General features: G+C 72.4%; 12 protein-coding genes and 5 pseudogenes. 4 read left to right on the top strand and 13 right to left on the bottom strand.

The features are described from left to right. The first annotated feature begins 120 nt into the window (after nt 1-120). Entirely contained in the window at nt 121-2,505 is a 2,385-nt protein-coding gene (locus WJ438_RS33450; protein WP_406728521.1) for a TIM-barrel domain-containing protein, read from the top strand. Between the two features lie 33 nt (nt 2,506-2,538). Here the strand turns inward: WJ438_RS33450 and WJ438_RS33445 are convergent, their stop codons facing one another. Both WJ438_RS33445 and WJ438_RS33440 read right to left on the bottom strand, forming a co-directional pair. Then, nucleotides 2,539-3,081, bottom strand: a complete 543-nt coding sequence (locus WJ438_RS33445; RefSeq protein ID WP_406728520.1) for an NUDIX domain-containing protein — start codon at nt 3,079-3,081, stop codon at nt 2,539-2,541. 71 nt (nt 3,082-3,152) lie between these two features. Beyond that, a complete protein-coding gene (locus tag WJ438_RS33440; RefSeq protein WP_406728519.1) occupies nt 3,153-3,971 on the bottom strand; it encodes a M15 family metallopeptidase in 819 nt (272 codons plus the stop codon). Between the two features lie 214 nt (nt 3,972-4,185). Here WJ438_RS33440 and WJ438_RS33435 point away from each other — a divergent pair. Then, a pseudogene (locus tag WJ438_RS33435) lies at nt 4,186-4,413 on the top strand (hypothetical protein); the annotation flags it as partial. A gap of 16 nt (nt 4,414-4,429) precedes the next feature. On the opposite strand, the gene WJ438_RS33430 reads toward WJ438_RS33435, so the two are convergent. From WJ438_RS33430 to WJ438_RS33410, 5 genes and pseudogenes are all read right to left on the bottom strand, one after another. Next, nucleotides 4,430-5,035 carry a GTP-binding protein gene (locus tag WJ438_RS33430; RefSeq protein ID WP_406728518.1) on the bottom strand — a complete coding sequence of 202 codons (606 nt, stop codon included), beginning with the start codon at nt 5,033-5,035 and terminating at the stop codon, nt 4,430-4,432. Next, nucleotides 5,016-8,702: a hydantoinase B/oxoprolinase family protein gene (locus WJ438_RS33425; RefSeq protein WP_406728517.1), complete on the bottom strand. Its 3,687-nt coding sequence runs from the start codon at nt 8,700-8,702 to the stop codon at nt 5,016-5,018. Before WJ438_RS33425 ends, WJ438_RS33430 begins: the two co-directional genes overlap by 20 nt. Nucleotides 8,703-8,726: 24 nt before the next feature. Then, nucleotides 8,727-9,121, bottom strand: a pseudogene (locus WJ438_RS33420) (DUF742 domain-containing protein). Nucleotides 9,122-9,130: 9 nt separating this feature from the next. Further along, nucleotides 9,131-9,565, bottom strand: a complete 435-nt coding sequence (locus WJ438_RS33415; protein ID WP_406728516.1) for a roadblock/LC7 domain-containing protein — start codon at nt 9,563-9,565, stop codon at nt 9,131-9,133. Between the two features lie 12 nt (nt 9,566-9,577). Further along, nucleotides 9,578-12,441: pseudogene (locus WJ438_RS33410) on the bottom strand (nitrate- and nitrite sensing domain-containing protein). Between the two features lie 800 nt (nt 12,442-13,241). Between WJ438_RS33410 and WJ438_RS33405 the strand changes: the two are divergent. Both WJ438_RS33405 and WJ438_RS33400 read left to right on the top strand, forming a co-directional pair. Continuing rightward, nucleotides 13,242-13,538: a hypothetical protein gene (locus tag WJ438_RS33405; protein WP_406728515.1), complete on the top strand. Its 297-nt coding sequence runs from the start codon at nt 13,242-13,244 to the stop codon at nt 13,536-13,538. 140 nt (nt 13,539-13,678) lie between these two features. Then, nucleotides 13,679-14,508 (top strand): annotated as a pseudogene (locus tag WJ438_RS33400) (IclR family transcriptional regulator). A gap of 50 nt (nt 14,509-14,558) precedes the next feature. Here the strand turns inward: WJ438_RS33400 and WJ438_RS33395 are convergent. The 6 genes and pseudogenes from WJ438_RS33395 to WJ438_RS33370 all read right to left on the bottom strand — a co-directional run bounded on the left by WJ438_RS33395 (nt 14,559) and on the right by WJ438_RS33370 (nt 25,137). After that, entirely contained in the window at nt 14,559-19,193 is a 4,635-nt protein-coding gene (locus tag WJ438_RS33395; RefSeq protein WP_406728514.1) for a hypothetical protein, read from the bottom strand. A gap of 83 nt (nt 19,194-19,276) precedes the next feature. Beyond that, nucleotides 19,277-20,158 carry a hypothetical protein gene (locus WJ438_RS33390; protein WP_406728513.1) on the bottom strand — a complete coding sequence of 294 codons (882 nt, stop codon included), beginning with the start codon at nt 20,156-20,158 and terminating at the stop codon, nt 19,277-19,279. A 115-nt stretch (nt 20,159-20,273) separates the two neighbouring features. After that, nucleotides 20,274-21,800: a hypothetical protein gene (locus WJ438_RS33385; RefSeq protein ID WP_406728512.1), complete on the bottom strand. Its 1,527-nt coding sequence runs from the start codon at nt 21,798-21,800 to the stop codon at nt 20,274-20,276. Between the two features lie 263 nt (nt 21,801-22,063). Then, nucleotides 22,064-22,201 (bottom strand): hypothetical protein, encoded by a 138-nt coding sequence (locus WJ438_RS33380; RefSeq protein ID WP_406728511.1) that lies wholly within the window; start codon nt 22,199-22,201, stop codon nt 22,064-22,066. A 231-nt stretch (nt 22,202-22,432) separates the two neighbouring features. After that, a pseudogene (locus WJ438_RS33375) lies at nt 22,433-23,556 on the bottom strand (glycosyltransferase family 4 protein). Between the two features lie 162 nt (nt 23,557-23,718). After that, the gene (locus WJ438_RS33370) at nt 23,719-25,137 is read right to left on the bottom strand and encodes a HEAT repeat domain-containing protein (protein WP_406728510.1); all 1,419 of its coding nucleotides are present in this window, start codon (nt 25,135-25,137) and stop codon (nt 23,719-23,721) included. Nucleotides 25,138-25,187 lie beyond the last annotated feature (50 nt).

Raw genomic sequence — 25,187 nt, 5'->3', positions numbered from 1 at the left:
TCGGCATCCGAGCCAGGGTGTGCCCCACATGGCCCACGTCGTGAGGATGTGGCCCGATCATGGGTGAACGACAGTTGAACGACACTCGTGTGAGGTGCGCGCAATGGCAGGGTGAGCACCATGGACGGTCGTGACCTGGTGCGTTCGGTGAGATCGGTCGGCTCGGTGGGCGCGGTACGGGGGTTGCGTACCGTACGGGCAGCGTGGCGCAGGCGACGGGCCGACGCCACCGGGCTGCCACCCCGGGGGACGGAGCGCGCACGGACGCCCGGACAGGTGCGGGAGGCGGAGCCGGGGCCCGGGGGCGGCGTCGTCCGGTTCGGCCGCTCCGAGCTCCGGATCCTCGTCACTGTGAACGGTGCCGTCTTCTGGGGTTGGGACGGGGCAACTCCCGAGCCGTCGTACGCGCTGGCCGGCCGCTGTCCCGAGCCGGATCCGCGGGCGGTGCTGGAGCCGGACACGGACGGCGGCTGGCGTGTGGTCGCCGAGCGGGTGACGGTCGCCGTCTCCCGGCTCGGCTCGGTGGAGGTGCTCACCCCGGGAGGCGTGGCTCTGCGGCGCGATCTGCCGCCGCGCTGGTGGGAGCCGGTAGGAGGTGGCACGGCGCGCTGGATGCAGCGGTCGGAGGTACGGGCCGACGCCCGGTTCTTCGGGCTCGGGGGGCGTGCCTCCGGGCCGTGGCTGCGGGACGGCACCTACCGGCTGTGGAATACGGGTCCCGGTCGCGCTTTCGGGCCCGGTGACGATCCGCTCCCCCTCACGATGCCGGTGCAGCTGGTGGTGGCCGACGCGGGCACGCATCTCGCGTTCCACGACAGTTCGTGGGACGGCACGGTGACACTGCGGGAGGGTGCGGAGGGCGTCGGCTCCGGGCACGACCGGGCCGGGACGAGTGCGCTGCGGATGGACGGGGGTCCGCTGCGCTGCTGGGTGATGGTGGGCACTCCCGCGCGGGTGCTGCTCACCTGGGGATCGCTGACCGGTGCGCCCGCGCTGCCGCCCGTGTGGGCCCTCGGTCATCATCACGCGCGGTGGGGTCAGGGGGGCGAGCAGGAGGTGCGGCGGGTCGTCGCCTGCTACCGGGAGCACGGGCTGCCCCTCGACGCCGTACACCTGGGCATCGACCACTACGACGCGCACCAGGCGTTCACCGTCGACCAGGAACGGTTCCCGAAGTTGCCGGCGCTCGCCGAAGAGCTGCGGCGGGACGGGATCCGGCTGGTGTCGGTCGTCGGTCCCGCGGTCGCTGCCGAGAGCGGCAATGCCGTGCACGACTCGGGGGCGGCGCAGGACGCGTTCGTGCGGGACGCCTCGGGAGAGCTCGTCCGGGGTGTTTCCTGGTCTGGGAACGTGGTGTTTCCGGACTTCACACACGCGCGCGTGCGCCAGTGGTGGGGCGGTCTGTACACGGAGCGACTGGAGCAGGGTTTCGCGGGTTTCTGGCACGACATGAACGAGCCGACGTCGTTCACCGCGTTCGGGGAGTCGACGCTCCCCCGCTCGGCACGGCACGTCCTGGACGGGCAGGGTGGTGATCACCGTGAGGCGCACAACGTGTACGCGCTGTGCATGGCCAGGGCGGCCTACGAGGGACTGCGGACACTGGCGCCGCATGAGCGGCCGTTCGTGTTCTCGCGCTCGGGGTGGGTCGGTATGCAGCGCTACGGAGGGACGTGGCCGGGGGAGGTGGCCACGGGTTGGCCCGGACTGCGAGCGTCCCTGGCCCTGGTGATGGGGCTCGGGTTGTGCGGTGTTCCGTATTCGGGGCCGGATGTCGGCGGGTTCGACGGGGACGCGTCCGCGGAGCTGTATCTGCGGTGGCTCCAGCTGGGCGCTCATCTGCCGCTGTTCCGCACGCACGCGGGTGCGGGGGCGGGGAGCAAGGAGCCGTGGGAGTCCGGTGCCGAGGTGTTGCGGCACGCGCGCGTGGCCCTCGTCGAGCGTCGCCGGCTGCAGCCGTACTTCGTGACACTGGCGCATCTGGCCAGGCGCACCGGAGCTCCCTATGTGCGGCCGCTGTGGTGGTCGGCGCCGGAGGAGCGCGCGTTGCGCGACTGCGAGGACGCCTTCCTGCTGGGTGACTGCCTGCTGGTGGCACCGGTGCTGGGTCCGGGGGTGGAACGGCGAAAGGTGCGGCTGCCCGGCGGGCGCTGGTACGAGACGGCTACGGGACGGGCGTACGACGGGCCCGCCCAGGTGCTGGTCGACGCGCCCCTGGACCGCATTCCGGTGTTCGCCCACGCGGGCGCCGTGATTCCCGTGCGCGGGGAGGACGGTGGGCTGGAACTGGAGGTGTGGGCGCCTGTGAGGGGACGGACCGGGGGCGGGACGGTCGTCGCGGATGTCGGCGACGGCTGGGAGGAACCGGAGATCGAACGGTACAGCGTCCGCTGGGCGGGAGCCCGGATCGTCGTCGAGCGGGAGGGTGCGGACGGCGCCCGCGAGTTGCCCTACCCGGTGCGCGTGCGCGGGCTCGAGGCCGAGCCCGGCCTCGAGCCGCACTGAGCCACGCCGGCTCGGACCGGGGCGGGCCTGGACTCAGACGTATCGGCCCTCGAACCAGGCGCGCGCGGCCCGCGTGTGCAGCGGGAAGGCGAGTTCCTCCGCGCGGCGCAGCAGGTGCCATCCTTCCGTCTCGTCCGTGGCGGCGGAGGATGGCAGGCCTTCCGCGGGACGTTCCGGGAGGAGACCGAACAGCAGGAGGTGTCCGTCGGGCGAGCTCATGGCGTCCGCGAGTCGCACCTCCCGGCTCGCCGCGTCGATGCCGGTCTCCTCCCGGAGTTCGCGTACGACGGCCTGACGCCAGTCCTCCCGGTCGTCGATGTACCCACCGGGCAGGGCCGTGCCTCCGCGCGCGGGGGCGATCGACCGGGTGATGACGACCAGGGCGGTCCCTTTCGTGTCGTAAACGGGTTGGAGGGCGACCGCGACCGGCAGTGGGTTGCGATAGGCGACGGCGCCGCATGCCGGGCAGTCCCGGGGCCAGCCGGAGACGCCCGCTCCGAAGGGCGTGCCGCAGCTCGAACAGTGGGAGTCCGGCACAGGGTCGAGGGCCGGGCCGGGGGTTCGGTTCCTGGGCACGCGCGGACTGTAGCCGATCACGGCGGGCGCGTCTTCCGGGGGCCGCTCACCAGGCGGCTTCGGGGGAGCGCTCAGTGGTGATCGGTGAGCGACCCGCGGGACACCGGGAAGTCGAAGTAGATGTCCGGGTGAGCCTCCGGCTCGAAGGTGTAGTGCCACCATTCCTCGGCCAGGTTCACGAAGCCGAGGCTCTCCAGGGTGCCTTTGAGGAGCAGCCTGTTGGCCCGCTGTTCGCCCTGTATGCGGGGGTCGAGGGTATGGCTGAGCGTGTCGAAGCAGTCGTAGCCGGTGCCCATGTCGACCGAGTTGTCGGGGAACCGCTGGTCCTTGGCTGCGAAGCAGGGGGTGAGGGGCTGTCCTGGGTGGTACGGCCGGGTCGGGTCGGCGGGGAGCCGTACGACGGTGAGGTCCACGGTCGAGCCGCGGCTGTGGCCGGACTTCTCCGCGATGTAGCCGTCGGCGAACAGCCGGTTCTTGTCGACGTTCGGGTAGAACTCCCCCTTCATCGCCTGGTCGTCGAGATCCTTCGCCCAGCGCACGAAGTGGTCCACGGCGCGTTGCGGCCGGTAGCAGTCGTACACCTTGAGGGAGTAGCCCTGGCGCAGCAGCTTGCGCTGGGCCTCGTGGAGGGCCCGGGCTGCGGGGCGGGTGAGGATGCACAGGGGTTGCCGGTAGCCGTCGATGCGCTCGCCCACGAAGTTGTGCGGGGTGAAGTAGCGCATCTCCTGGATGATCGTCGGGTCCACGCTGTTCAGCGCCACGAAGTCCTTGGGTGCCTTGGGCTCCGGCTTCGCCGGAGCGGATGCGGCGGGGGCAGAGACGATGGTCGTGGCCGTCAGGGCGGCGAGCGCGGTGAACAAGGCGCGTACCGCGGCGGAGAGTCGTGTCATGTCTCCTGCGTCTATCAGGTGTGGGATCCGTCGGGAAGCACCCTGCCTTTCTCCGGCCACCCGTGACACAGTCCTGGCGGTCTGTCAGGAGTCGCCGGGTGATCGCGACGGAATCCTGTGTGAACGTCGCGCGAACTGGACTCGGGCGGACCTGAACGGCGCCACCATGCTCCCGTACGCTCCTGGACGGACAGTCTTCGCTTCGCCTTCCCACGTGGCCGGGCTGACCACGAGGGTGTGGGACGGCCTCGACGAACTCACGTCGCGCTGGCGGCAGGACGCCAAGTGGACACCGGCCGTGGAGGCGTCGGTGCGGGACCGCGAGTACCACAACTGGCGCAAGGCGGTGGAGAAGAGCTTCGGCCGGCACGCGTGGCGTCAGCCACGCGTGCCGGCCGTTCCGGGGCCCGTGTCCCGCACTCCGGCCGGCGGGAGCACTTGACACGTCCGGGCGCACTTCAGACGGTGACGGCCTGGCGGCGCTGGGCCGCCTGTGCCATGGCATGCTGGACGACACCGATGAGCACCTCCTTGACCGACTCGCGGTCACGGGCATCGCCCATCACGAGCGGTACGTTCGCGTCGAGGTCGAGGGCCCGGCGGACGTCTTCGAGCGGGTGACGCGGTGCTCCCTCGAAGCAGTTGACGCCGACAAGGAACGGTATGGAGCGCCGCTCGAAGTAGTCGACGGCCGCGAAGCAGTCCTCCAACCGCCGGGTGTCGGCGAGCACTACAGCCCCGAGGGCGCCCTCGGCGAGCTCGTCCCACATGAACCAGAACCGCTCCTGGCCGGGAGTCCCGAAGAGGTACAGCACCAGATCCTCGCGGAGCGTGATGCGGCCGAAGTCCATGGCCACGGTGGTGGTGTTCTTCGCCTCCACGCCGCTGAGGTCGTCGACCGGGCGCCCGGCCTCGGTGAGCAGTTCCTCGGTGCGCAGCGGCCTGATCTCGCTGACCGCTCCGACGAGCGTGGTCTTGCCCACGCCGAAGCCACCGGCCACCAGGATCTTGAGCGTGACGGGCTCGACCGGGGGCTTGCCGCGCTCAGAACGCCCGAAGATCATCGTTCTTCTCTCCTGCTCGGTGGGGATCGGGCGGTGGACCGTATCCTCCACCGCCGGGGGTTTCGATGACGAGTACGTCGCCGGCGCGGACGTCCGCCGAGTCGCTTCCGCCGAGCTCGGTGACGCTGCCGTCCGCATGGTCGATCCGGTTGGTGCCGAGCGCGCCGGGCGCGCCGCCCGCCATGCCGTACGGAGGGACCCTGCGGTGCTGGGACAGCGTGGAGACGGTCATGGGTTCCAGGAACCGGATGCGGCGGACCGCTCCGTCCCCGCCGCGCCACCGTCCCGCGCCGCCGCTGCCCGCGCGCACGGCGAACTCCTCGAGGCGGACGGGCAGTCGCCACTCCAGGACCTCGGGGTCGGTGAGCCGCGAGTTGGTCATGTGGGTCTGCACGACGGACGCTCCGGGGAAGCCCTCTCCCGCACCCGAGCCGGAAGCGACGGTCTCGTAGTACTGGTGGCGGGCGTTGCCGAAGGTGACGTTGTTCATGGTGCCGGAGCCCTCGGCCTGGATGCCGAGCGCCGCGTAGAGAGCGCCGGTGATGCTCTGGGAGGTCTCCACATTGCCCGCGACGACGGCTGCCGGGGGCAGGGGCGCCAGCATGGAGCCGGGCGGCACGATGATGCGCAGAGGGCGCAGACAGCCGTCGTTGAGCGGGATGTCGTCGGCGACCAGGGTCCGGAAGACGTACAGGACGGCCGCGTTGACGACGGAGTAGGGGGCGTTGAAGTTGGTGGGGAGCTGTGCCGTGGTGCCGGTGAAATCGATGGTCGCGGAGCGGTTCTCGCGGTCGACGCGCACGCGCACGCGGATGGCCGCGCCCGAGTCGGTTTCGTAGGTGTACTCGCCGTCGTCGAGGGCGTCGATGACGCGTCGTACCGCGTCCTCGGCGTTGTCCTGGACGTGCCGCATGTACGCCTGGACCACGTCGAGGCCGAAGTTCTCGATCATGCGTCCGACCTCGTCGACACCCTTCTGGTTGGCGGCGATCTGGGCGCGCAGGTCGGCGAGGTTGGTCTGCGGGTTGCGGGAGGGATACCGCGCTTCGGTCAGGAGGCCGAGTGTCTCCTGCTCGCGGAAGCGGCCGTTCTCGGCGAGGAGCCAGTTGTCGAAGAGGATGCCCTCCTCGTCGATGGTGCGGCTGTCGGCGGGCATGGAGCCCGGGGCGATGCCGCCGATCTCGGCGTGATGGCCGCGTGAGGCCACGTGGAAGAGGACCCTCCGGTCACCCCCCGTGGTGTCATCGTCCACGGTGCCGGAGGACGCGGTGCCGAAGACCGGGGTGATCACGGTGACGTCGGGGAGATGGGTGCCGCCGTGGTACGGGTCGTTCACGGCGTAGGTGTCGCCCGGACGCATGGTGGCACCGCGCCGCCGGATGACCTCCTTGACTCCGGTGCCCATCGATCCCAGGTGGACGGGGATGTGGGGGGCGTTGGCCACCAGGTTTCCGTCCGGGTCGAAGAGGGCGCAGGAGAAGTCCAGGCGCTCCTTGATGTTGACGGACTGGGCGGTGGACTCGAGACGGGCGCCCATCTGTTCGGCGATGGACATGAAGAGGTTGTTGAAGACCTCGAGCAGAACCGGGTCGACTTCCGTGTCGAGCTCGGAACTCTGCGTAACCGCGACGCGTTCCATGACCAGATGCCCGCCGTCGGTCGGCGAGGCCCGCCAGCCTTCGTCGACGACGGTCGTGGAGCCGGCCTCGGTGATGATCGCCGGGCCGGAGACGGTCTCGTCGGGGGAAAGGTCCTCACGGTGGTGGAGCGGAACGTCGCGCCAGGTGCCGCCGGTGTGGAGGCGGACGGGTCGCGGAGCGGTGGGGCGGCCCCGGTAGGGGGCGAGGGTGGAGAGATCGGGGGGGTCGGTGATGCCGGTGGCTTCGACGGAGAGGGCTTCGACGACGATCGGGCGGTCGAGCGTGAAGGAGTACGTGGCGCGATGACGTTCTTCGAAGGCGCGGCGCATGGTGTCGGCGTCGGTCAGTTCAACGGTGAGGGCGGTGTCGGTGCCGTCGTAGCGGAGTTGGGCGCGGCGGGTGACCTCGATCCGGTCCTCGGGGACGTCCTCGGCGAGGAGTTCGGCGCGGGCCGCCGCTTCGAGGTCGTCTGCGGTCCTGTGGACGCCTGGCATGGCGGCGGGCTCCAGGGGTGCCTCGGTGGAGCGTTCACGCATGGCCGTGGTGTCGGCGAGGCCGATGCCGAGTGCCGAGAGGACACCGGCCGCGGGTGGCACGAGAACGGTGCGGATACCGAGGGAGTCGGCGACCATGCACGCGTGCTGTCCGCCCGCACCGCCGAAGGTGGTGAGGGCGTAGCGGGTGATGTCGTGGCCCTTCTGGACGGAGATCCGCTTCACCGCCGCGGCGATGTTGGCGACGGCGATCCGCAGATAGCCCTCGGCGACCTGTTCCGGGGTGCGGTCGTCGCCGGTTCGTTCGCGGATCTCACGCGCGAGGGTGGTGAAGCGGTCGCGGACGAGCTCGGAGTCGAGAGGCTGGTCGCTGTCCGGGCCGAACACCGCCGGGAAGTGGTCGGGCTGGATGCGGCCGAGCATGACATTGGCATCGGTGACGGCGAGCGGGCCGCCGGCCCGGTAGCAGGCGGGGCCGGGGTCGGCGCCCGCCGAGTCGGGCCCCACGCGGTAGCGGGAGCCGTCGAAGTGGAGGACCGAGCCGCCGCCGGCGGCGACCGTGTGGATGTCCAGCATGGGCGCGCGCAGCCGTACGCCGGAGATCTGGGCGGTGAAGACGCGTTCGTACTCCCCTGCGAAGTGCGAGACGTCGGTGGAGGTGCCGCCCATGTCGAAGCCGATGACCCGGTCGTGGCCGGCGAGCTGCGACATGCGGGCCATCCCGACGATGCCGCCGGCTGGACCGGACAGGATGGCGTCCTTGCCGCGGAACTGCGCCGCTTCGGCGAGGCCGCCGTTGGACTGCATGAACATCATCCGTACCCCGTCGAGTTCGTCGGCCACGTGCTGCACGTAGCGGCGCAGCACGGGCGAGAGGTAGGCGTCGACGACGGCCGTGTCCCCGCGCGGGACGAGTCTCATCAGAGGGCTGACCTCGCTGGACAGCGAGATCTGCGGGAAGCCGATACGGGCGGCGAGTTCCCCGACCGCCTGCTCGTGAGCAGGGTGGCGGTGGCTGTGCACACAGACCACGGCGACGGCCCGGATGCCGTCGGCGTGGGCCTGGCGCAGCGGCCCGCTCAGGGAGTCCAGGTCCGGGGCCCGCAGGACGGTGCCGTCGGCGGCGATGCGTTCGTCCACCTCGACGACCCGTTCGTACAGCAGCTCGGGCAGTTCGATGCGGCGGGCGAAGATGGCGGGTCGGTTCTGGTAGGCGATACGCAGGGCATCCCGGAAGCCGCGGGTGACGACCAGGAGGGTTCGTTCGCCTGTGCGCTCGAGGAGGGCGTTGGTGGCGACCGTGGTACCCATGCGTACGGATTCGACGGGTTCGCCGGAGCCGGCCAGCAGTTCGCGGATGCCCGCCACCGCCGCGTCGGCGGCGGGGGCCGCCCCGCCGGGGCGGCGCCGGGAGGGCGCGAGGACCGGATTGTCCGAGAGGAGTTTGCGGGTGAGCAGCCGCCCGTCCGGGCGGCGCGCGACGATGTCGGTGAAGGTGCCGCCCCGGTCTACCCAGAACTGCCAGCCTGCCATGTCAGTACCTCGCTTCCACGCCGCTCACAGCGCCCGGAGGCCGTTGATCACGTCGCGCAGAATACTCTCGTCCGGCAGTTCGGCGGGGGAACCGGCCGGTTCACCTGGACGGATTCGAGGTCGACGAGATCTCCGACGAGGACTCGTACCACTCCGATCGGCAGGTCGAGTTCCGCGGCGAGTTCGGCGACGGTCTGCGGTGTGTCACGGCACAGCTCGACGATGTCCACGTGTTCCGGGGAGAGGGTGGGATCCGCCTCCGGGTCGTCCGCGTCGGGGTCGGTGACGACCACCGCGATCAGGTCGAGGCGGTGCTGGGCCGCACTCGAGGTGCGGCCCCGCGTCATGGCATACGGACGGACGACCGGTCCGGCCTCGTCGTCGAACCAGTGACTTCTTCCCTCGCCGTCAGCACTCATGTCATCCCACTACCCGCCCGAGGGCAGATCGGTGCGCGGTTCGGCGTCCAGATGCGGACCGACCCGCTTCACGAGAAGGGTCATCTCGTAGGCGACCTGCCCGACGTCCGAGTCGGCGTCGGCGAGGACGGCGAGGCAGCTGCCGTCTCCGGCGGCCGTGACGAACAGGAAGGCCTCGTCGAGTTCCACGATGGTCTGGCGGACACTGCCTGCCTCGAAATGGCGGCCCACCCCCTTGGCGAGGCTGTGGAACCCGGAGGCGACGGCGGCGAGGTGCTCACTGTCCTCGCGGGTCAGCTCCCTGGATGCCCCCGTGGCGAGGCCGTCGCCGGAGAGCACGACGGCCTTCCGTATGCGCGCGACGCGGCCCACCAGGTTGTCGAGGAGCCAGTTCAGCTCCCCCTTGCCGCCTTCGGCGTGGTCGGTCGTGTTCGGTGCGGTCATCGACCGTCCCCCTTAGTCATTCTTGGTCGTTCCTCGTGGTGCTGTCCCGCCGGGGCCGTCGTCGACCTCGGTGTTCTCGTCGCGGCCGCGCTGCCAGCCGCGCTGGAGCGAGGCCATGCGGCTGCGTACTTCCTCCGCGTCCCGTTCGACGGGCTGGGTTCTTTCCTCGTTCCGTGGTCGCGTGCTCTGTTTGAGCTGCGGGGCGAGGCTGGCCTGCCGTACACGCCGGGGCAGTGATCCGGGGTCGGGCCGGCCGTCCGCGTCCTGCGGGGTGCTGTCGGAGCCGGGCGGGCCACTGGCCGGTGCCTGCGGGCCGTCGTCCCGGGCGGGGGCGTGGGGCGCCCGGCTCACGGTCCGCTCATCGGCGCGTGCGCCGATCCGGGGGTGGGACTCCGCGCCCCGTCGACGGGCGGGCAGGGGCGGCGGGGGTGTCTCCCCGTCGGGTTGTCCCCGCTCCGGGGCCGAGGAGGGCTCCTCTCCTCGACGGTGGGCCGGCGGCGCGGACGCGGGCTCCTGCCCCGGGTGGGCGGACGGGGTGCCGGTGTCGCGGGCCGTCCGCTCCCGGCGGACGTGCTCGTCGCCGACCGGGCGGCCGTGGGAGCTGACCAGCTTGGGGGTCCCCCTGCGGGGCAGCGGAACGGGGCCACTCATCTGCCCGTTCGTGTCCCTGTCCGGTCCGTCGCCGTTCTCGGGGGCCCGCTGATGCGGCTCCCCCGGCGGCCCGGCCGCTCGTCCTTGGCTCGGACCGGGGGGCGTCGGGGGCGGAACAGGCCGCCGTGCTCGTTGTCCTCGTCCCCCGGTGCGCCCGGATGCGCCTCGAGGGCGTCCAGGTCGACGAGGCCTTCGAGTTCGACCGGCCCGCCCAGCAGCGAGGCGGGCAGTTGTACGGGCACCTGGGACAACGTGAGACGGCGGTTTTCCTCTGGTTCCTTGTCCTTGGCGCGCCGGGGCCGCTCGAGTCGGAAGCCGACTCCATTGGTGTCCGGGAAATCGTCCGTCAGGAGTGCGTCCGGGAGGAAGACGACCGCGGTGGTCCCACCGTAGGGAGAGGGCTGCAGGGAGACCCGGACGTTCTGCCGCTGCGCGAGACGGCTGACCACGAACAGTCCGAGCCGATCGGTGTCGGAGAGTTCGAACTCCGGAGTCTCGGCGAGCCGCAGGTTGGCGTCCAGCAGCGCCTCGGCCGCCATGCCGAGACCGCGGTCGTGGATCTCCAGAGTGAAGCCGTTGGCGACGCGCTCGCCCAGGACCTGAACGGCGGTGTGCGGTGGGGAGAACACCGTGGCGTTCTCCAGGAGTTCGGCCACGAGGTGGGTGAGGTCGGCGACGGCGGGGCCGGTGACGGCGACCCTCGGCAGCCGGCGGACCTCGATGCGCTCGTAGTCCTCGACCTCGGCGACGGCGGCGCGCACGATGTCCATGAGCTGGACGGGTTTGCGCCACTGCCGGGAGGGCGCGGCGCCGGAGAGGATGACCAGACCCTCGGCGTGCCGGCGCATGCGGGTGGTCAGGTGGTCCAGGCGGAACAGGTCGGCGAGTTCCTCGGTGTCGTCGGTCCTGCGCTCCATGCTGTCCAGCAGGGTGAGCTGCTTGTGCAGCAGGACCTGGCTGCGGCGGGCGAGGTTGACGAACACCTCCGAGACGCCGGAGCGCAGTTCGGCCTGTTTGACGGCCGCCTCCACGGCGGCGCGCTGCAGGGTGTTGAGGGCCTGGCCGACCTCGCCCATCTCGTTCCTGTCGTACTCCAGGCGGGGGACCTCGGTCTCGATGTCGACCTGTTCGCCCGCCGAGAGACGGCGCATCACACTGGGCAGTCGCACGCCGGACGCCTCGTGGGCCTCGAGGCGCAACTGCCGCAGGTCACGGATGAGACCGCGGCCGATGCGCACGGACAGGACGAGGGAGACCAGGAGGGCGATCAGTCCGAGGACGCCGGCGACGACGGCCTGGGTGATGACGCCCATGGCGACCGGGTGGACGCGGTCCTGGTAGCGGTCGGTGGCCTGGTCGTTGAGGGTACCGAGTTCTTCGAGCACATGACCGGCGGCGGTGTCCCAGCTCTTCGCGGTGATCCCGTGGGGCGGTCCGGTGCCGGCGGAGACGGCCGCCTCCTCGGCGACGCGCAGCGGAGCGGACACCGCGTTCTTCCAGAAGCTCTCGTAGCGGTCCCGGTCCGCGGCGGGCAACTGCGGCAGACCGACGTCGTACAACAGCGTGCGCTGGGCCACGAGGTCGGAGATGTCGCGTACCTCTGCGTGGGACAGCGTGCCGACGTTGAGGGCCGAGCCGAGCAGGGCGTCTTCGCGGGCGAGGAATTCACGGGCGCGGGCGAGACTGACGAGGGCGCGGTACTGCTTGTCCAGCCCGACGTCGTCGACCACGTGCAGATTGGCCAGGAGGACGTAGCACGGGTCGACCAGCCGGTTGTAGAGGTCGAGGGCCTGGGAGCGGTTGACGGTGCCGTCCTCCACGCTGCGGCGCAGGGACTCGAGACCGTCGAAGGAGTCCAGTACCGCGCTCAGTTCTTCGGTGTCCTGGCCCATCGCCTCGCGCACATCGGGGTCCGCCGCGCTCTCGCGGATGCCGCTGACCGCCTTGTCGGTGGCGATTCGGCTGCGGCGGAGTGCCTCGAGCCCGTCGGAGGCGCGGGGGTCGGCAAGATGAACGAGGGTCTGGCGGCGCTCCTGCTGGAGGACACGGACCGTGTTCTCCACGGGGTAGCCGACCTCTTCCATCACCGACGACACATCGAACAGATGGCTTGCCTCGCGGCCCGTGAGCACGGTGGTGAAGGCCCAGATGGCCGTCAGGGACACCAGCGGCACGAGAAGCAACGCCACGATCTTCCGGCGGACGGACTTCCCGCGAAAGCGCATGGCCTCCCCCAGCTCGACCCCCGGGCGCTTGGGGGCACACATGTGCGTCAACAAACGGCGCGAGCCTACTACCGAGCCGCGGCCAACTCGAAGAGCTCTCCGGAATCCGAACTTCCTCACCGACGGCGGGACATGGTGAGTTGTCCGTGCATTACGGGAGATTGCCTCCGGGGCGAAGGGGAGGCCGGTGCACCGATCTGCGGGTCCCGGCGGGTACGGTTGGCCGATTTCTTTCCTTGTCCGGGAATCTTTGTGACGTGCCGTTCGTCCTTCTCTGTGGGAGATGGGGGCGGAATCGGCTGCAGGGGCCGTGCCTCGCATCCGGGAGGCGTAAACCAGTGCAAGCCGGGCAGTCGTTGGGGAACCGGGTCTTCGGACACGAGCGGGCGGACTGTCGGCGGTGGGGAGTGACACGTTGATGGGCACGGTGGAGCGGTACGAGGCGCCCGAGGACGGCGCGGTGGCGCGGATGGCGACGCGGCCGGACGTCGAGGTGTCGAACCGCGGCGCCCCCGCGGCGGGGCCCGGGGCGACCGGCAGCCGTGACGCTTCCCCGGCCAGGGCTGACGAGGCGTCGACGACCGTGGCGCGGAAAGCCGGGGACGAGGCAGGCCCGGGACGACGGTGGCCGGCGCTGGCCCGGAAAACCGGCCCGCGACCCCGGCGAGGGCGTCCGCGCAGAGACAGACGCGCGCCAACGGTCGTACTGCCGGCCATTGTGGGCCGAGGAGCCCGCGCGGCGGCGCCGCTTGCCGGATCCGGTGCGTACGGCGGCCGTGCGGGCTGTGCTCATCGTCGCGATGACACTGATTCAGGCCATGGTGGCCCTTCTGTGCACGCTGGCCGGGTCCTGGCTGGCCTTCCCCATGGTCATAAGCAGCGTCGTCAGCACGATCCTGGCCACCTGGGGTGTCCTCGACGTGTGGGTGACGCGCCAGGTCTGGAACCAGCGCAACGGCGTGGTTTCCTCGCCCAGCAGCACCGCGCGGGCCTTGCGGCGCGAGCGGCGCCGCGCCCGTCGTAAGGAGAGGTCCGCCCAGCGTGCGCGGGCACGAATACGCCGCCGGGGCGGGACCGGTCAGCTGTCCCACTCCTGACCCGGACGCTTCGCTACCCTCGGGTTGCGCAGGGCGCACCGGCAAGCGCTGTGCGCAAAGGAGTCCGGGCGGGTGCCCGCCGCGTAAGGGTCGCCCGCAGACACGGTCCGAACGGGCCGGCAGGTGGTGAGAGTCGAGCCATGCCCCGCCCTCAGAAGCAGCCCGGCCGAGGCGAGGAGCCCACTCCGCACGCGGCGGGACCGGGCGGGCGGGGCGCGACGAGCGCCGTCCAGTCCGTGGACCGTGCCGTGAGCGTGCTGGAGATCCTCGCCCGGCAGGGTGAAGCGCGCGTCACCGAGATCGCGGACGAACTGGCGGTGCACAAGTCCACCGTCTTCCGGCTGCTCGGCGTCCTGGAGAACCGCGGTCTCGTGGCGCAGACGCAGGACCGTGGCAAGTACCGCCTGGGGCCGGCGTGCTGCGCCTCGCGGGTGCGGCGGCCGTGCGGCTGGACATCTCGCAGGAGGGTGTTCCGATGTGCCGAGAACTCGCCGACGAGCTGGGGGAGACGGTGAACCTCGCGGTGCTGGACGACGACGCCGCGGTCAACATCACGCAGGCCCGCGGGACCGCGTCCGTCACCGCGCAGAACTGGCTCGGCAGACGTACCGCACTGCACGCGACCGCCAGCGGCAAGGTGCTGCTGGCCCACCTTCCGCCCGCCCTGCGCGAAGGTGTCCTCGCCCGCCCACTGCGCCCGTTCACCGAGCACACGATCACCGAGGCGCCGGTGCTGCGCGACGAGCTCGACGCAGTGGTCGCACGGGGATACGGGGTGACCTTCGAGGAGTTGGAGCTGGGCCTGGTGGCCGTGGCGGCTCCCGTCCGCTCCCACGACGGCGTGGTGATCGGGGCGATCAGCGTCTCGGGACCGGTGTACCGGATGGCTCCGGATGTGTTGCCCGGACTGGGGAGGCGGACGGCGACGGCGGCGGCCGGGCTGTCCCGGCGGATGGGTTTCGGTCTCTGACCCCGCCGGGACGACGTGACGTGCGGAGGCCGCATGATCAGACGTCCTGATCAACTGTTCGCCGGGGCGGGCCGTTTGAACATCCGGGTGGCCGTGATCTCGCTGTGCACGGCTTCCTCGTCCGTGGCCTCCTGGGGCAGGCCCGGCCGCAAGTGCTCTTCGACGCTGATGTACTTCAGGCCCGCCCTCAGGTCGGCGTCGTTGCGCAGGCGGATGACCAGCGGGAACTCCGCCAGTGCCGTCGTGTCGAACAGGCCGGTGGTGTAGAGGAGCTGCACACCGAGCGCGTCGGCGACGGCCCTCTGGAGCTCCAGCAGGTAGGTGGCGTTGGCGCGGCCGATGGGGTTGTCGAGGAAGAGGGTGCCGGCGTGCCGGTGCCGCTCCCGGCCCCGGTCGTTGGAGCGCAGGGCGGCCATCGTGCAGTACAGGGCGATGGCCGCGGTGAGCAGCTGCCCTCCGGAGAACACATCGCCCATCTGTCCGACGGGGACCCGCTCGGCGCGCAGCACGGCGTCCGGCTTGAGGATCTCGACGGCGACGCCCTTTGGCCGGAGGGCGGCCGCGACTCCGCGCAGCAGCAGGGACATGCCGTCGCGCCGCAGATCGGAGTTCTTGCGCACGGCCGCGCGGGTCGCCTCGTCGATGACCTCACCGAGCCGTTCGGTGAGGGTCGCCTGGTCGGGTTCCTCGAAGCGGATGCGCAGGAATTCCTGCCCGGACCACTCGCCGAGCCCCTCGGGCAGCCGGGACAGCCGCTGCGCGGAGCGCAGGGTGGCGAGGGCCGACTCGACGAGTCCTCTGAGCCGGTCCACGATCGAATCCCGGTTGCGTTCCAGCTGTTCGAGCTCGTCGGTGAGGACCCTGAGCCGGGGCGCGAAGGCGTCCGCCCACTTGTGGGCGTGCTCGGGCAGTGCGGAGGCGGGCAGTTCGCGGATCTGCTGCCGCGCGGGGGTGCGGACCTGCTCGTAGCGAGTGGAGTTGGCGTGCCGGACGAGGATGTCGCTCGCCTCACGCACGGCGGACTCGGTGGCGGACAGATCGGCGGCGCAGCCCCGCAGTGACCTGCGGGCCTCCGCGGCGGAGCCGCGGGCCTCCTCCAAGCTGCCCGGGTAGGGATCGGCCTGCTCCGGCTCCTCCTCGGAGGCGTGGTCACGCAGCAGGTCGCGGAGCATGGCGGCGATCTCGTCGAAACCTCCGGCCGCGTCCTCGGCGGCGCGGTGCGCGTCGAGGAGTTCCCCGTGGGCCTGCCTGGTGCGGTCCAGTTCCTCCGTCCGGGAGGCCAGTTCGGCCGTGGCGGTCCGCAGCAGCGCCTGTGCGTGTTCGGCGTCGCGGGGCACCAACTCCTCGGGGAGCCCGGTGTGTTCCTCACCGTCCTCGGGCGCGAGCCGCTCCGCCTCGCCGCGCAGCCGTCCGAGTTGCTCGCTCGCGCTCGACATGCGGATCTCCAGGAGCTGCACCAGCTCCTCGGCGCGGGCCGCGGCGGCCTGGCGACTGGGACCGTCCGAACCGTCGGGCGACTGGAGCAACTGCTCCGCGCGGGTGCGGACCTTGTTGCTCAGCCGGTCCAGCTCCGCGCGTGCCGCGCTCTCGTCACTCTCGGCGCGGGCCTGCTCGGCGCGCAGATCGGCACCGACGCCGACCTTCTCGTAGACCTGGGACGCGGCCCGGTACGCCTCACGCAGGGCGGGCAAGGAGATCTGCGGCGCCTCGGTGCCGTCCTCCGGTACGTCGTCGGGGGCGCCGGCGATCTCGGAGCGCTCGGCGCGCAGCGCCCGCGCGGTGCGCCGGGCGTCGTCCGCGGCCCGTTGCGCGCCGCGCCGGTCCTCGTCGGCGGCCCGCGCGCGCTCCAGGCATGCCTGGGCGCGGGCTTCCGCCTCGGCGGCGTCGTCAGCCAACTCCCGCAGTTTGGCCTGCCAGCCGCCCCGCTCGCGCAGCCGGAAGGCGAGTCCCGCGAGGGCGTCTGCGGCGCGCCGGGCCTTCTGCGCGGCCTCCTGGCGCTCGTCACGCACCCGGACGGCCTCGGCGGCGGCCTCCTCGGCCTCCGCCCGTACGGCGCGTGCCTCGGCGAGTTCCGCCTCGGACTCCGCTGCGAAGGCGCGGGCCTCGCGCGCCGCACGGGCCAGTTCGGTGAGCCGGCCGGGCGGACAGCCGGTCCGCCAGGAGGTGAGCCGCGCGGTCAGCTCTCGGTCCTTGGCGAGCCGCGCCGCCAGCGCGCGGATCTCTTCCTCCCGCGCGGTCGCCCGGACGCGCAGCGCCCGCCGCTCCTCGTCGGCGGCGTGTTCGTCGTGCATGGCCGGGTTCGGCGGTACGAGGAAGACGTCCCCGGTGTCCGCGTCCGGCACCGGGGCCGGCGCGAGCAGGGCGGCGGCCGTGCCGACGGCGACCGTGGACCGGGGCAGAAGGGCGGCGTCGCTCAGGGCCGCGCGGGCGCGAAGGTGGGAGTCCGGGTCGGTGATGATGACGCCGTCGACCAGTTCGGGGCGCGCGGCCAGCACGCGTGCGTGGTCGGCGGGGTCGACGGCCTGGGCGAGATAGCGCCAGCCGGGCAGGGCGGGGATGCCGTGCTCACCGAGGTACTCGACCGTGGCCAGCACGTCCGGACCGGGCGGCAGCAATCCGCCGTCTCCGAGGGCGCCGAGGATGCGGGCGTCGTCGGCGGCGGCGGTGCGCAGTTCGAACAGCTGGCGTTCGGCGGAGGAGACCGCGTCGTCGAGCAGTTCGCACAGGTCGTCGGCGAAGCGGTCCAGTTCCGTGGCGGTGAGGGCGCCTTCGGCGGGGTCGCCGTCCGGTTCGGCATCCGTGTCGGGACGGGCCCGGGGGACCGACGGGCGTGCGTCGGTGGCGGGCAGGCTCAGCAGCTCGGCCGACCGTTCCTCGGCGGCCAGGGCCTGCGCGGTGCGGAGTTCGCTCTCGTGGGCGCGGCCGGCCGCCGTGGCCGCGTCCGCCGCGCGGGCGGCGGTGAGTTCCGCGCGCGCCTGGGTGGCGGCGGCCTCGCGCGCGTGCTCGGTCGCCCGGCGGGCCGCCTCGCGGGCCGAGTCCCAGGAGGCGACCGCGGTCTTCTCCGCGTCGCTGGCCGCGAGGGCGGCGCGGGCCGGGTCGGCGTCGGGGGCGCTGTCGTCGAGCCATCCGGCCCGGACGGCCTCGGTGGTCTCCTGTTCGACCTCGGTGAGGCGCTGTCTGAGGTGGCCGATCTCGCTGCGGGCCCGCTGTGTCTCGGTGGCGGCGGCGGTGGCGTCGCGGTGGGCGGCGTCGCTGACCTCCTGGAGCGCGGCGGACCGCTCCTCCTCCTCGTTGGCGAGGTTCTCGGCGTTCTGCGCGGCGGTGTGCAGGGCGCGTACGAGGTCGACGGCGGCCTTGGCGCGAGCGGCCAGCGCGGGTGCCGCGTCCCGCTCGGCCTCCTGGATCGCGGCCGAGACCCTGGCGGCCCGGTCGGCGGCGGCGCGGTGGCGTAGCGCCGCCTCGGCGGCCTGCCATGCCGAATACAGGGTGCGCGCGTCGGCGAGTTCCCGTTTCTGGGCGGCGGCGGACTTCTCGGCCCCGGTGAGCGCCAGGGAAGCGTGCCGGTAGGCGATCTCCGCCGAGATCAGTGCGCTGTGTTCGCGCGCCGTCCCGGCCTGGGTGACGGCGTGGGCGGCGGCGGTGACGCGCTGTGCGAGGTCGGCGGCTCGGACGCGTTCCTGGTTGCCGCGCGCGGAGAGCCTGCGGGCCAGGGTGCGGGTGCGGCGCTCGGCCGCGGTGTGGATCTCCCGCGCCTGGGTACGGGCGCCGGACGCTTCGACGATCCTGCCGAGCAATTCGACGGACCCGGCGGTGAAGTCCCGTTCGGCGATCAGTTCGGCGCGCCGGCCCAGCTTGCTGCCGAAGCCGCCGACCAGATCGGCGAGTCCGTCGGTGTCACGGGTGTCCGTGACGGCGCGCAGCAGCAGATCGGTGAAGTCCGAGTCCTTCTTGACCGCGAAGAGACCGGCGGCCTCGCCCTCGTCGGCATTCATCTCCCGCTGGTAGCGGAAGAGTTCGGGGTCGAGTCCCAGGTCTCCGAGGTGCTCGGTCCAGCGCTCGTGGGTCTCCTCCCAGTGCACCTCCAGGTGCGGATACGTCCTGCCCGCCTCCATGAGGGCGTCCCGGAAACCCTTCATGGTGCGGCGGCGGCCCCTCGCGCCGGACTGGCCGTCGGCGGGCGGCCGTACGGCGGTGGCCTCCGCGACGGGAAGGTTGTCCAGGCTGAGCCCCGGGCCGGGCCGCAGCGAGTACCAGGCCTCGGCGAACTTCCTGGGGTCGTTGGAGACCTGACGGCCGCGCCATTCACTGGCCTTGCCGACGACGACGCACTCGCCGGTCAGCACGTGCTGCCACTCCAGCGCCACGTGTCCGCAGTCATCGGCCAGCAGGAACTTGCGCAGCACGCCGGAGCTTGCGCCGCCGAGGGTGTTGCGGTGGCCCGGGAGCATCACGGAGAAGATCAGCTTCAGCAGGACGGACTTGCCGCCGCCGTTCTCCAGGAAGAGCACCCCGGCGGGCGCGGGCCGTCGGGGTGGGCCCACCGGCTCCTCCGCGAAGAACTCCGCCTGCGTCGGCGCGGGTTCGGGCACGGTCTCGCCGACACCGCGCAGGTCAAGCACGGTGTCGGCGTAGCGCGCACCGGCGGGCCCGATGGAGTAGAGGCGGACCCGGGACAGCTCGTACATGGCGGACTCTCGAAGTCTTCGGCAGGTCGGGGTGGTTCGGCGACAGGGACGGGGACGGACGGCGGGGGGACAGCTCAGATGGGTCAGATGGAGTGGAACGGCAGACCGGCGTCGGCCACCAGTTCCAGGTCCTCGCCGCTGTCCGCGGGCAGCAGGGTCGGGGTGCCGTCGGTGACCGGGACGACGCCCAGCTCCAGGAGTTCGGCCATGGCCGCACCGCCCGCCAGGTCGCGTACCTGGAGCTGATAGCGGGCCGTCGTGCGGTAGGTGCCGCCATGGTCGTCGCCGGTGCGCTGCAGGAATCCGGAGTCGGTGAGGAACGTGACGGCCTTGGCGACGATGCCGGTGGTCGAACCCGCGAGCCGGCGTGCGTCCTTGGTCGCGCCGGTCGCGCTGCGTCTCGCCCAGATCCGCCAGGCCGTCTCCAGCCCGGGGGCGTCGCTGGCCGGGTCGGTGTTCTCGCCCTGTTCCGCGGCCCGCTCCTCCAGGCGGTGGCAGGCCTGGCGTACGAAGGCGTCGACGCCGTTGACGGTGACCCGCCCGATGTAGGCGTCGTCGGCGAGGTCCTCGGGACGCGGGAACGCCATGACGGCGACGGCGAGGTGTGCGAGCCCGTGCAGGAACCGGTCGCCGCCGTCGGCGGAGGTGCGCCGCGCGTAGTCACCCATGCGGACGGCGAACACCGAGTCCTCGGCGGCGGTCACGGCCATTCCCGCGCGCGGGGACACCTCGAGCACGATCAGGCCGAGGCCGGTGGCCACGGCGTCGGCGAGGCGCGCGAACGGCGGGTCCTCGCGGTAGCGGCGCAGCAGGTCCGCGTACTCCTGGTCGCGGGCCGGCTGCAGCTTGGGCTGGAGGCCGAAGGCGACGAGCCGCGCCGCGTCGGCGGCGTCGGCGGGTGTGACGGCGGCGCTCGCCGGTGCGACGGTGGGCTCCGCCTCGCTCCACTCGGCATGCTCGCTCACGGACACGGTTCCTCCTCGCACTGACGAACTACGGTGACGACGGCAGCGACGGTGCTGACGGCCGGTACGGAGCCGGCGGCCACCACCGACTCCCCGATGTCCGGCAAAACGCCCATCAGGCCGCCTCCGTCCGGCCCGCCGCCATCCCCGCCGCGTCCAGCAGGGCCGTACCGACGATGAGGTCGGCGCCGCCGAACTCGGGGTCGTCCAGTTCCACACCGTCGTCCACCGCGAAGAGCAGGCGCCGCTCGCCCTGTCGGTAGGCGGTGCCGACCGGCGGGCTGGCCGCGTGGACCGCCAGCAGGGCCACCAGGTACGGCAGTTCGGGGTCCTGGCGACGCGCCTCGGCGAGCAGTCCGGACAGCCTTCGGGGCGCGTCGGCCGGCAGTTCCAGCAGGGTGGTCGCGGCCGCCAGCTGCTCCTCGGTGAAGCGGCTGTCGTCCGGTGTGGCGATCAGGTCGGGTTCCGGCATCTCGGCGCCCAGGTGCTCCCTCTCCACCGCCGGGGTCAGCAGGATGTCGACGAGGTCGGCGACCCGGACGGACACCGGTGTACGCAGCCCGGTGCCGCGGGCGAAGAAGGCGTCGGTGACCCGGACCGCCTGTTCCAGGGGCAGCGGGAGCAGGGGGAACAGGAGGTGTCCGTAGAGGTCCGTGCCCGAGGTCGAAGCGGATGTGGCGAAGGCCTGCCGGTCCTGTTCGGCCCGGAACAGCGGGCCGGCCTTCAGCAGCCGGGACTGCAGCTGGGTGTGCCGACGGATGCAGTCCTTGACGATGTCCACCAGCTCGGCGGCCCTGCGTTTGTGCTCGGGCTCCTCCGACTCGTCACGGGCCTTGCGGATGTTGGTGAGGATCGCGTTCTCATGGCGATACCGGTCCGCGACGTGGTCCAGGGCTTCGGCGATCATGTCGGGAACGGCCCTCAGCCAGTCCACCGCGCGTACATTGCGCCGGGTGGCGTCCAAGGCGCGGCGCAGCGATTCGGAGTACTGCACGGTCCGGTAACGGGCCTGCTCGGCGGCGAGCTGGGCGTCGGCGAGCCTGCCCCGGTTGATCAGCACCTCGAGTTTGACCTCGGCGGCGATCTGAGCGCTGGTGACATCGGTGTCCAGGGCGCCGACCAGGACGTTGACCGCCTCGTCCGTGGTTCGCAGGTAGACAGTGCCGCCGGGGCCGGGGACCTCCTCGATCAGTTTGAAGTCGTAGTCACGGCGGACATAGCTGCCGTCCGCGCCGAACACGCCGTACACCGCGCGGAAGCCGCGGTCGACGCTGCCGACGTTGATCAGGTTCTCCAGGACCCAGCGGGCCACCCGCTCGTGCTCGGCGGCCGGCCGGCGGGGAGCCTGGGCGGCGATGCGCGGGGTGAGCCGGGCGACTATCTGGTCGTGGTCGGCACCTGTGTCGAAGTCCATGTTCAGGGTGACCAGGTCGATGGCCGCCAGGGCGACCTCCGCCATGCCGTACACCGAGTACTCGCCGGCCAGACTGGCCTTGCGCGCGTCCAGGTCGTGCAGCGGCGCGGTGCAGGCGAGCGCGCGCAGCCGCCGGGCCAGCCCCTCGTCGGCCGCCGGGCCCGGCGCGGGCCGCGGGCCCGCGCTGAGCTGGGGCGGAGCACTGCCCGTCGATGCAGGTGAAGTCACGGGGCACAGACTAGGTCCTCGCTCTGACAACGACCCAAACGACGCAGATGCGCCCCGGTGTCACGGTTGTCACACTGCTCCGAACCACGGGTGCCGCCGGGGCCGCGCGACGGCTGGTCCACTCCGGACACGGTACGCATCGGGCTGCGCACGGCCGGACCCACGCCGGAACGGGCCCGGCCGCCTCATCACCGTACGGCGAGCCTCATCACCGTACGGCGTCCCTGGACCCCGGGAGGTACCCGGCCGTTGCTCTCCCGCCGTCAGCGCGGCCATGCCGCCGACACCGCGGCGGAGGTCCGCAGGTCGAGCCGGATGCTCGCTTCCCGCACGCGGTGCCGCATTTCGTCGGCGGCGAGCGCGAGGAGCTGGGGCGACAGGTCGGCGTGCCGAGGGGCCACCCGTCCGGTGCCGGCGGTGGCCGGCCCCCCAGGCTCGCCCTCAGGGTGGGTGCGGCGGACTCCGGCTCGGGTGAAGGGGCGGGTCCGGGGGCGAGGCCGCGTTCCGCAGGCAGGGCGGCGATTTGCCGCTCGTCTTGCCGCTCGTCGGTGAAGGACGCGGTAGCCGCCGGTGTGCGGGCAGGAGCGGGCCCGGCGCACCGGCCGGCAGGGCTTCCGTTCCCACAGGCCCGTTCACGCCGCCACCGCCGTCCTGCGCCCGGCGAGCACATCCGTGTAGTGGCCGATCAGTCGGTCCCCGACGGCCGCCCAGGTACGTCCCCCGACCATCGCGCGCCCCGCTGCCCCGTAGGCGGCCCGCAGTCCGGGGTCGGCGGCCAGGGACCACACCGCCTCCCGTACCGCGGCTGCGTCGCGCGGCGGCACCAGAAACCCGGTGCGCCCGTGCGCGACCAGGTCCAGCGGGCCACCCACGGCGGGCGCGACCACGGGCACGCCGCTCGCCATGGCCTCCTGCACGGTCTGGCAGAAGGTCTCGAACGGTCCCGTGTGGGCGAAGACGTCCAACGAGGCGAAGATCCTCGCCAGTTCGTCACCGGTTCGGCGTCCCAGGAAGACCGCGCCGGGCATGGCCTGTTCCAGACCCGGCCTGCTGGGGCCGTCACCCACGACGACGACCCGCACTCCCGGCAGGGCACTCGTCCCGGCCAGCAGCTCGACCTGCTTCTCGGGAGCGAGCCGGCCGACGTAGCCGACGATCAGCTCGCCGTTCGGGGCGAGCTGCCGGCGCAGTGCCTCGTCCCGCAGCTCGCGACGGAAACGGACGGTGTCCACGCCGCGCGGCCACAGTTCGACCCTGGGGATGCCGTGCTTCCGGAGGTCGCTCTGCGCGGCGCCGGACGGGGCGAGGGTGAGGTCGGCGGCCGAGTGCACGGACCGGATCCGACGCCAGGCCGCGGCCTCGCCCGCGCCCGTGTACGTGCGGGCGTACCCGGCGAGGTCGGTCTGGTAGACGGCCACGGCCGGCAGGCCGAGACGCGAGGCCACCGCCATGCCGCGCACACCGAGCACGGAGAGGCCGGCCAGATGGACGAGATCGGCCCGGTGCCCGGTGATCGCCGCGGTGACACGTCGGCTGGGGAGAGCGACGCGGACCTGGGGGTAGCCCGGGAGCGGAAGGGAGGGGACCCGGACGACGGGGCACGGGGCCTGGTCGTCGGGTTCGTCGCCCGCGACGGCGGGGGCGACGACGACGGGGGTGTGACCGCGGTCCACGAGGTGCCGTGCGGTCTGGAGCGCGCAGTGAGCCACGCCGTTCACGTCGGGGGAAAGGATTCGGTCACGATGACGACTCGCATACGGGTGTTCTCGCCGCGCCGGACGTGGCCGCGTCAACGTGGATCTTTCCGGCCGGGGAACGTCCCATGAGCGTTGCGTCGCACACCCACACGGGTCGAACGCCGGCCATGCGTGCCTGCCCCGCGGGTCATCCAGCGTTCACACTGCGCGCCCGGGGCGGGTCACACGACGGCCTCCCCGGGACCGATCCGGCTGCGTACGGCGGTCTGCACCTCGGCCTCCTCGGCCGGGTCGGCGGCGAGCCGGCGCAGGCGCTCGAAGACTCGGGCGTCGCCGGTCTCGGCGTGCCGCGCGGCGATCTCGCGAGTGGACTCCTCGCAGTCCCAGAGGCACTCGACGGCGAAGCCAACGCCGAAGGAGGGGTCGGTGGCGGCGAGTGCGCGGGCGGCCCGGCCGCGCAGATGGGAGGAGGCGGTCTCCCGGTAGATGTGGCGGAGCACGGGAGCGGCACAGGCGATGCCCAGGCGTCCGGCGCCGTCGACGAGGGTCCATAGGGTCGGCGCGTCGGGGCCCTCGCCCCGTACCGCCTCGCGCAGCGCGGCGAGGACCAGGTCGCGGTCCTGTGCGCCGCCCCGGAGGGCGAGGACACGGCCGGCGGCGGCGCCCAGGGCGTCGGGCCGGTGGGCCCAGCGGCGCGCACGGTCGACGGCGGCGAGACTGCGCATACGTTCGAACGCGTCGACGGCGGTCTCCACGACGGGCGTCGGCCCGGTGGCCACGGCGCCCTCGATCAGGGTGAGGGCGTCCGGATCATTGCCGTCGGCGAGGTAGCGCAGGGCGGTGCAGCGGGCCCCCTCGGTGCCGTCCTCGGCGGCCCGGACGATCTCGGGCCGGTCCTCCGGGCCCGCCACGGCGCTCAGGCAGCGGGCGGCCGGGACATGCAGGGCGGCGCCGCGTTCGATTCCTTGCTGAGCCCACTCGAAGACGGCCCGCACGCTCCACCCCGGGCGGGGACCGGTGGGGCGCATCTGCCGCTGCCAGCGGTCGAAGCAGCCGGCCTCCTGGGCGCCGCGCACGCGCGTGGCGACGGATTCGCGAGGATCGTCGGCCCACAGGCGCCAGGGTCGTGGCTCGAAGGCGTCGCGGACGGTGGCGGCCAGGGCGGCCTCACCCTCGGCGTCAGTGGTGAACCGCGCGAGCACCGGGGCGGCGAGGGCGCGCAGACCCGCGTCGTCGTCCCGAAGGGCGAGTTCGTCCAGGGCCCAGGCCCAGTTGGAACCCTGGGCGGCGTACCTGCGCAGCAGGACGAGCGCGTCCCGCCTGCCGTAGGAGGCGAGGTGTCCGAGGACCGCGAGGGCGAGCCCGGTGCGTGACTCCTCGGTGTCGAGGATGTCCTCGGCCTCGAAGAGGTGCGCCTCGATCGCGTCCAGTTCGCCGTGCAGATCGAGATAGAGGCGGGCGTAGTAGAGGGAGCGGTTCTCCACCTGCCAGTCGTGGCGCGGGTCGTGCAGCACGCAGTGGTTCAGCGCCGCGAGCGTTTCGGAGCGCGGGGCTGTGAGCGCGTGCAGCGTGCCGTCACCGCGGCCACGCTGAAGCAGGCCGAGCAGCGTACCGCTGGGCGCTATGACCGGATCGAACATGGGAAACAGCCTCACATCAAGCGTCGACGCAACCGGGGGCGTGCATTACC

It is taken from the genome of Streptomyces sp. GD-15H (assembly GCF_045291515.1).
Lineage (GTDB): Bacteria > Actinomycetota > Actinomycetes > Streptomycetales > Streptomycetaceae > Streptomyces.
This window is presented reverse-complemented; position numbering and strand designations above follow the sequence as displayed.

Bases quoted from the DNA above. Each gene is read 5' to 3' on its own strand.
- WJ438_RS33450 (WP_406728521.1), top strand. From the start codon at position 121: ATGGACGGTCGTGACCTGGTGCGTTCGGTGAGATCGGTCGGCTCGGTG.
- WJ438_RS33440 (WP_406728519.1), bottom strand. From the start codon at position 3,971: ATGACACGACTCTCCGCCGCGGTACGCGCCTTGTTCACCGCGCTCGCC.
- WJ438_RS33430 (WP_406728518.1), bottom strand. From the start codon at position 5,035: ATGATCTTCGGGCGTTCTGAGCGCGGCAAGCCCCCGGTCGAGCCCGTC.
- WJ438_RS33425 (WP_406728517.1), bottom strand. From the start codon at position 8,702: ATGGCAGGCTGGCAGTTCTGGGTAGACCGGGGCGGCACCTTCACCGAC.
- WJ438_RS33415 (WP_406728516.1), bottom strand. From the start codon at position 9,565: ATGACCGCACCGAACACGACCGACCACGCCGAAGGCGGCAAGGGGGAG.
- WJ438_RS33405 (WP_406728515.1), top strand. From the start codon at position 13,242: ATGACACTGATTCAGGCCATGGTGGCCCTTCTGTGCACGCTGGCCGGG.
- WJ438_RS33395 (WP_406728514.1), bottom strand. From the start codon at position 19,193: ATGTACGAGCTGTCCCGGGTCCGCCTCTACTCCATCGGGCCCGCCGGT.
- WJ438_RS33370 (WP_406728510.1), bottom strand. From the start codon at position 25,137: ATGTTCGATCCGGTCATAGCGCCCAGCGGTACGCTGCTCGGCCTGCTT.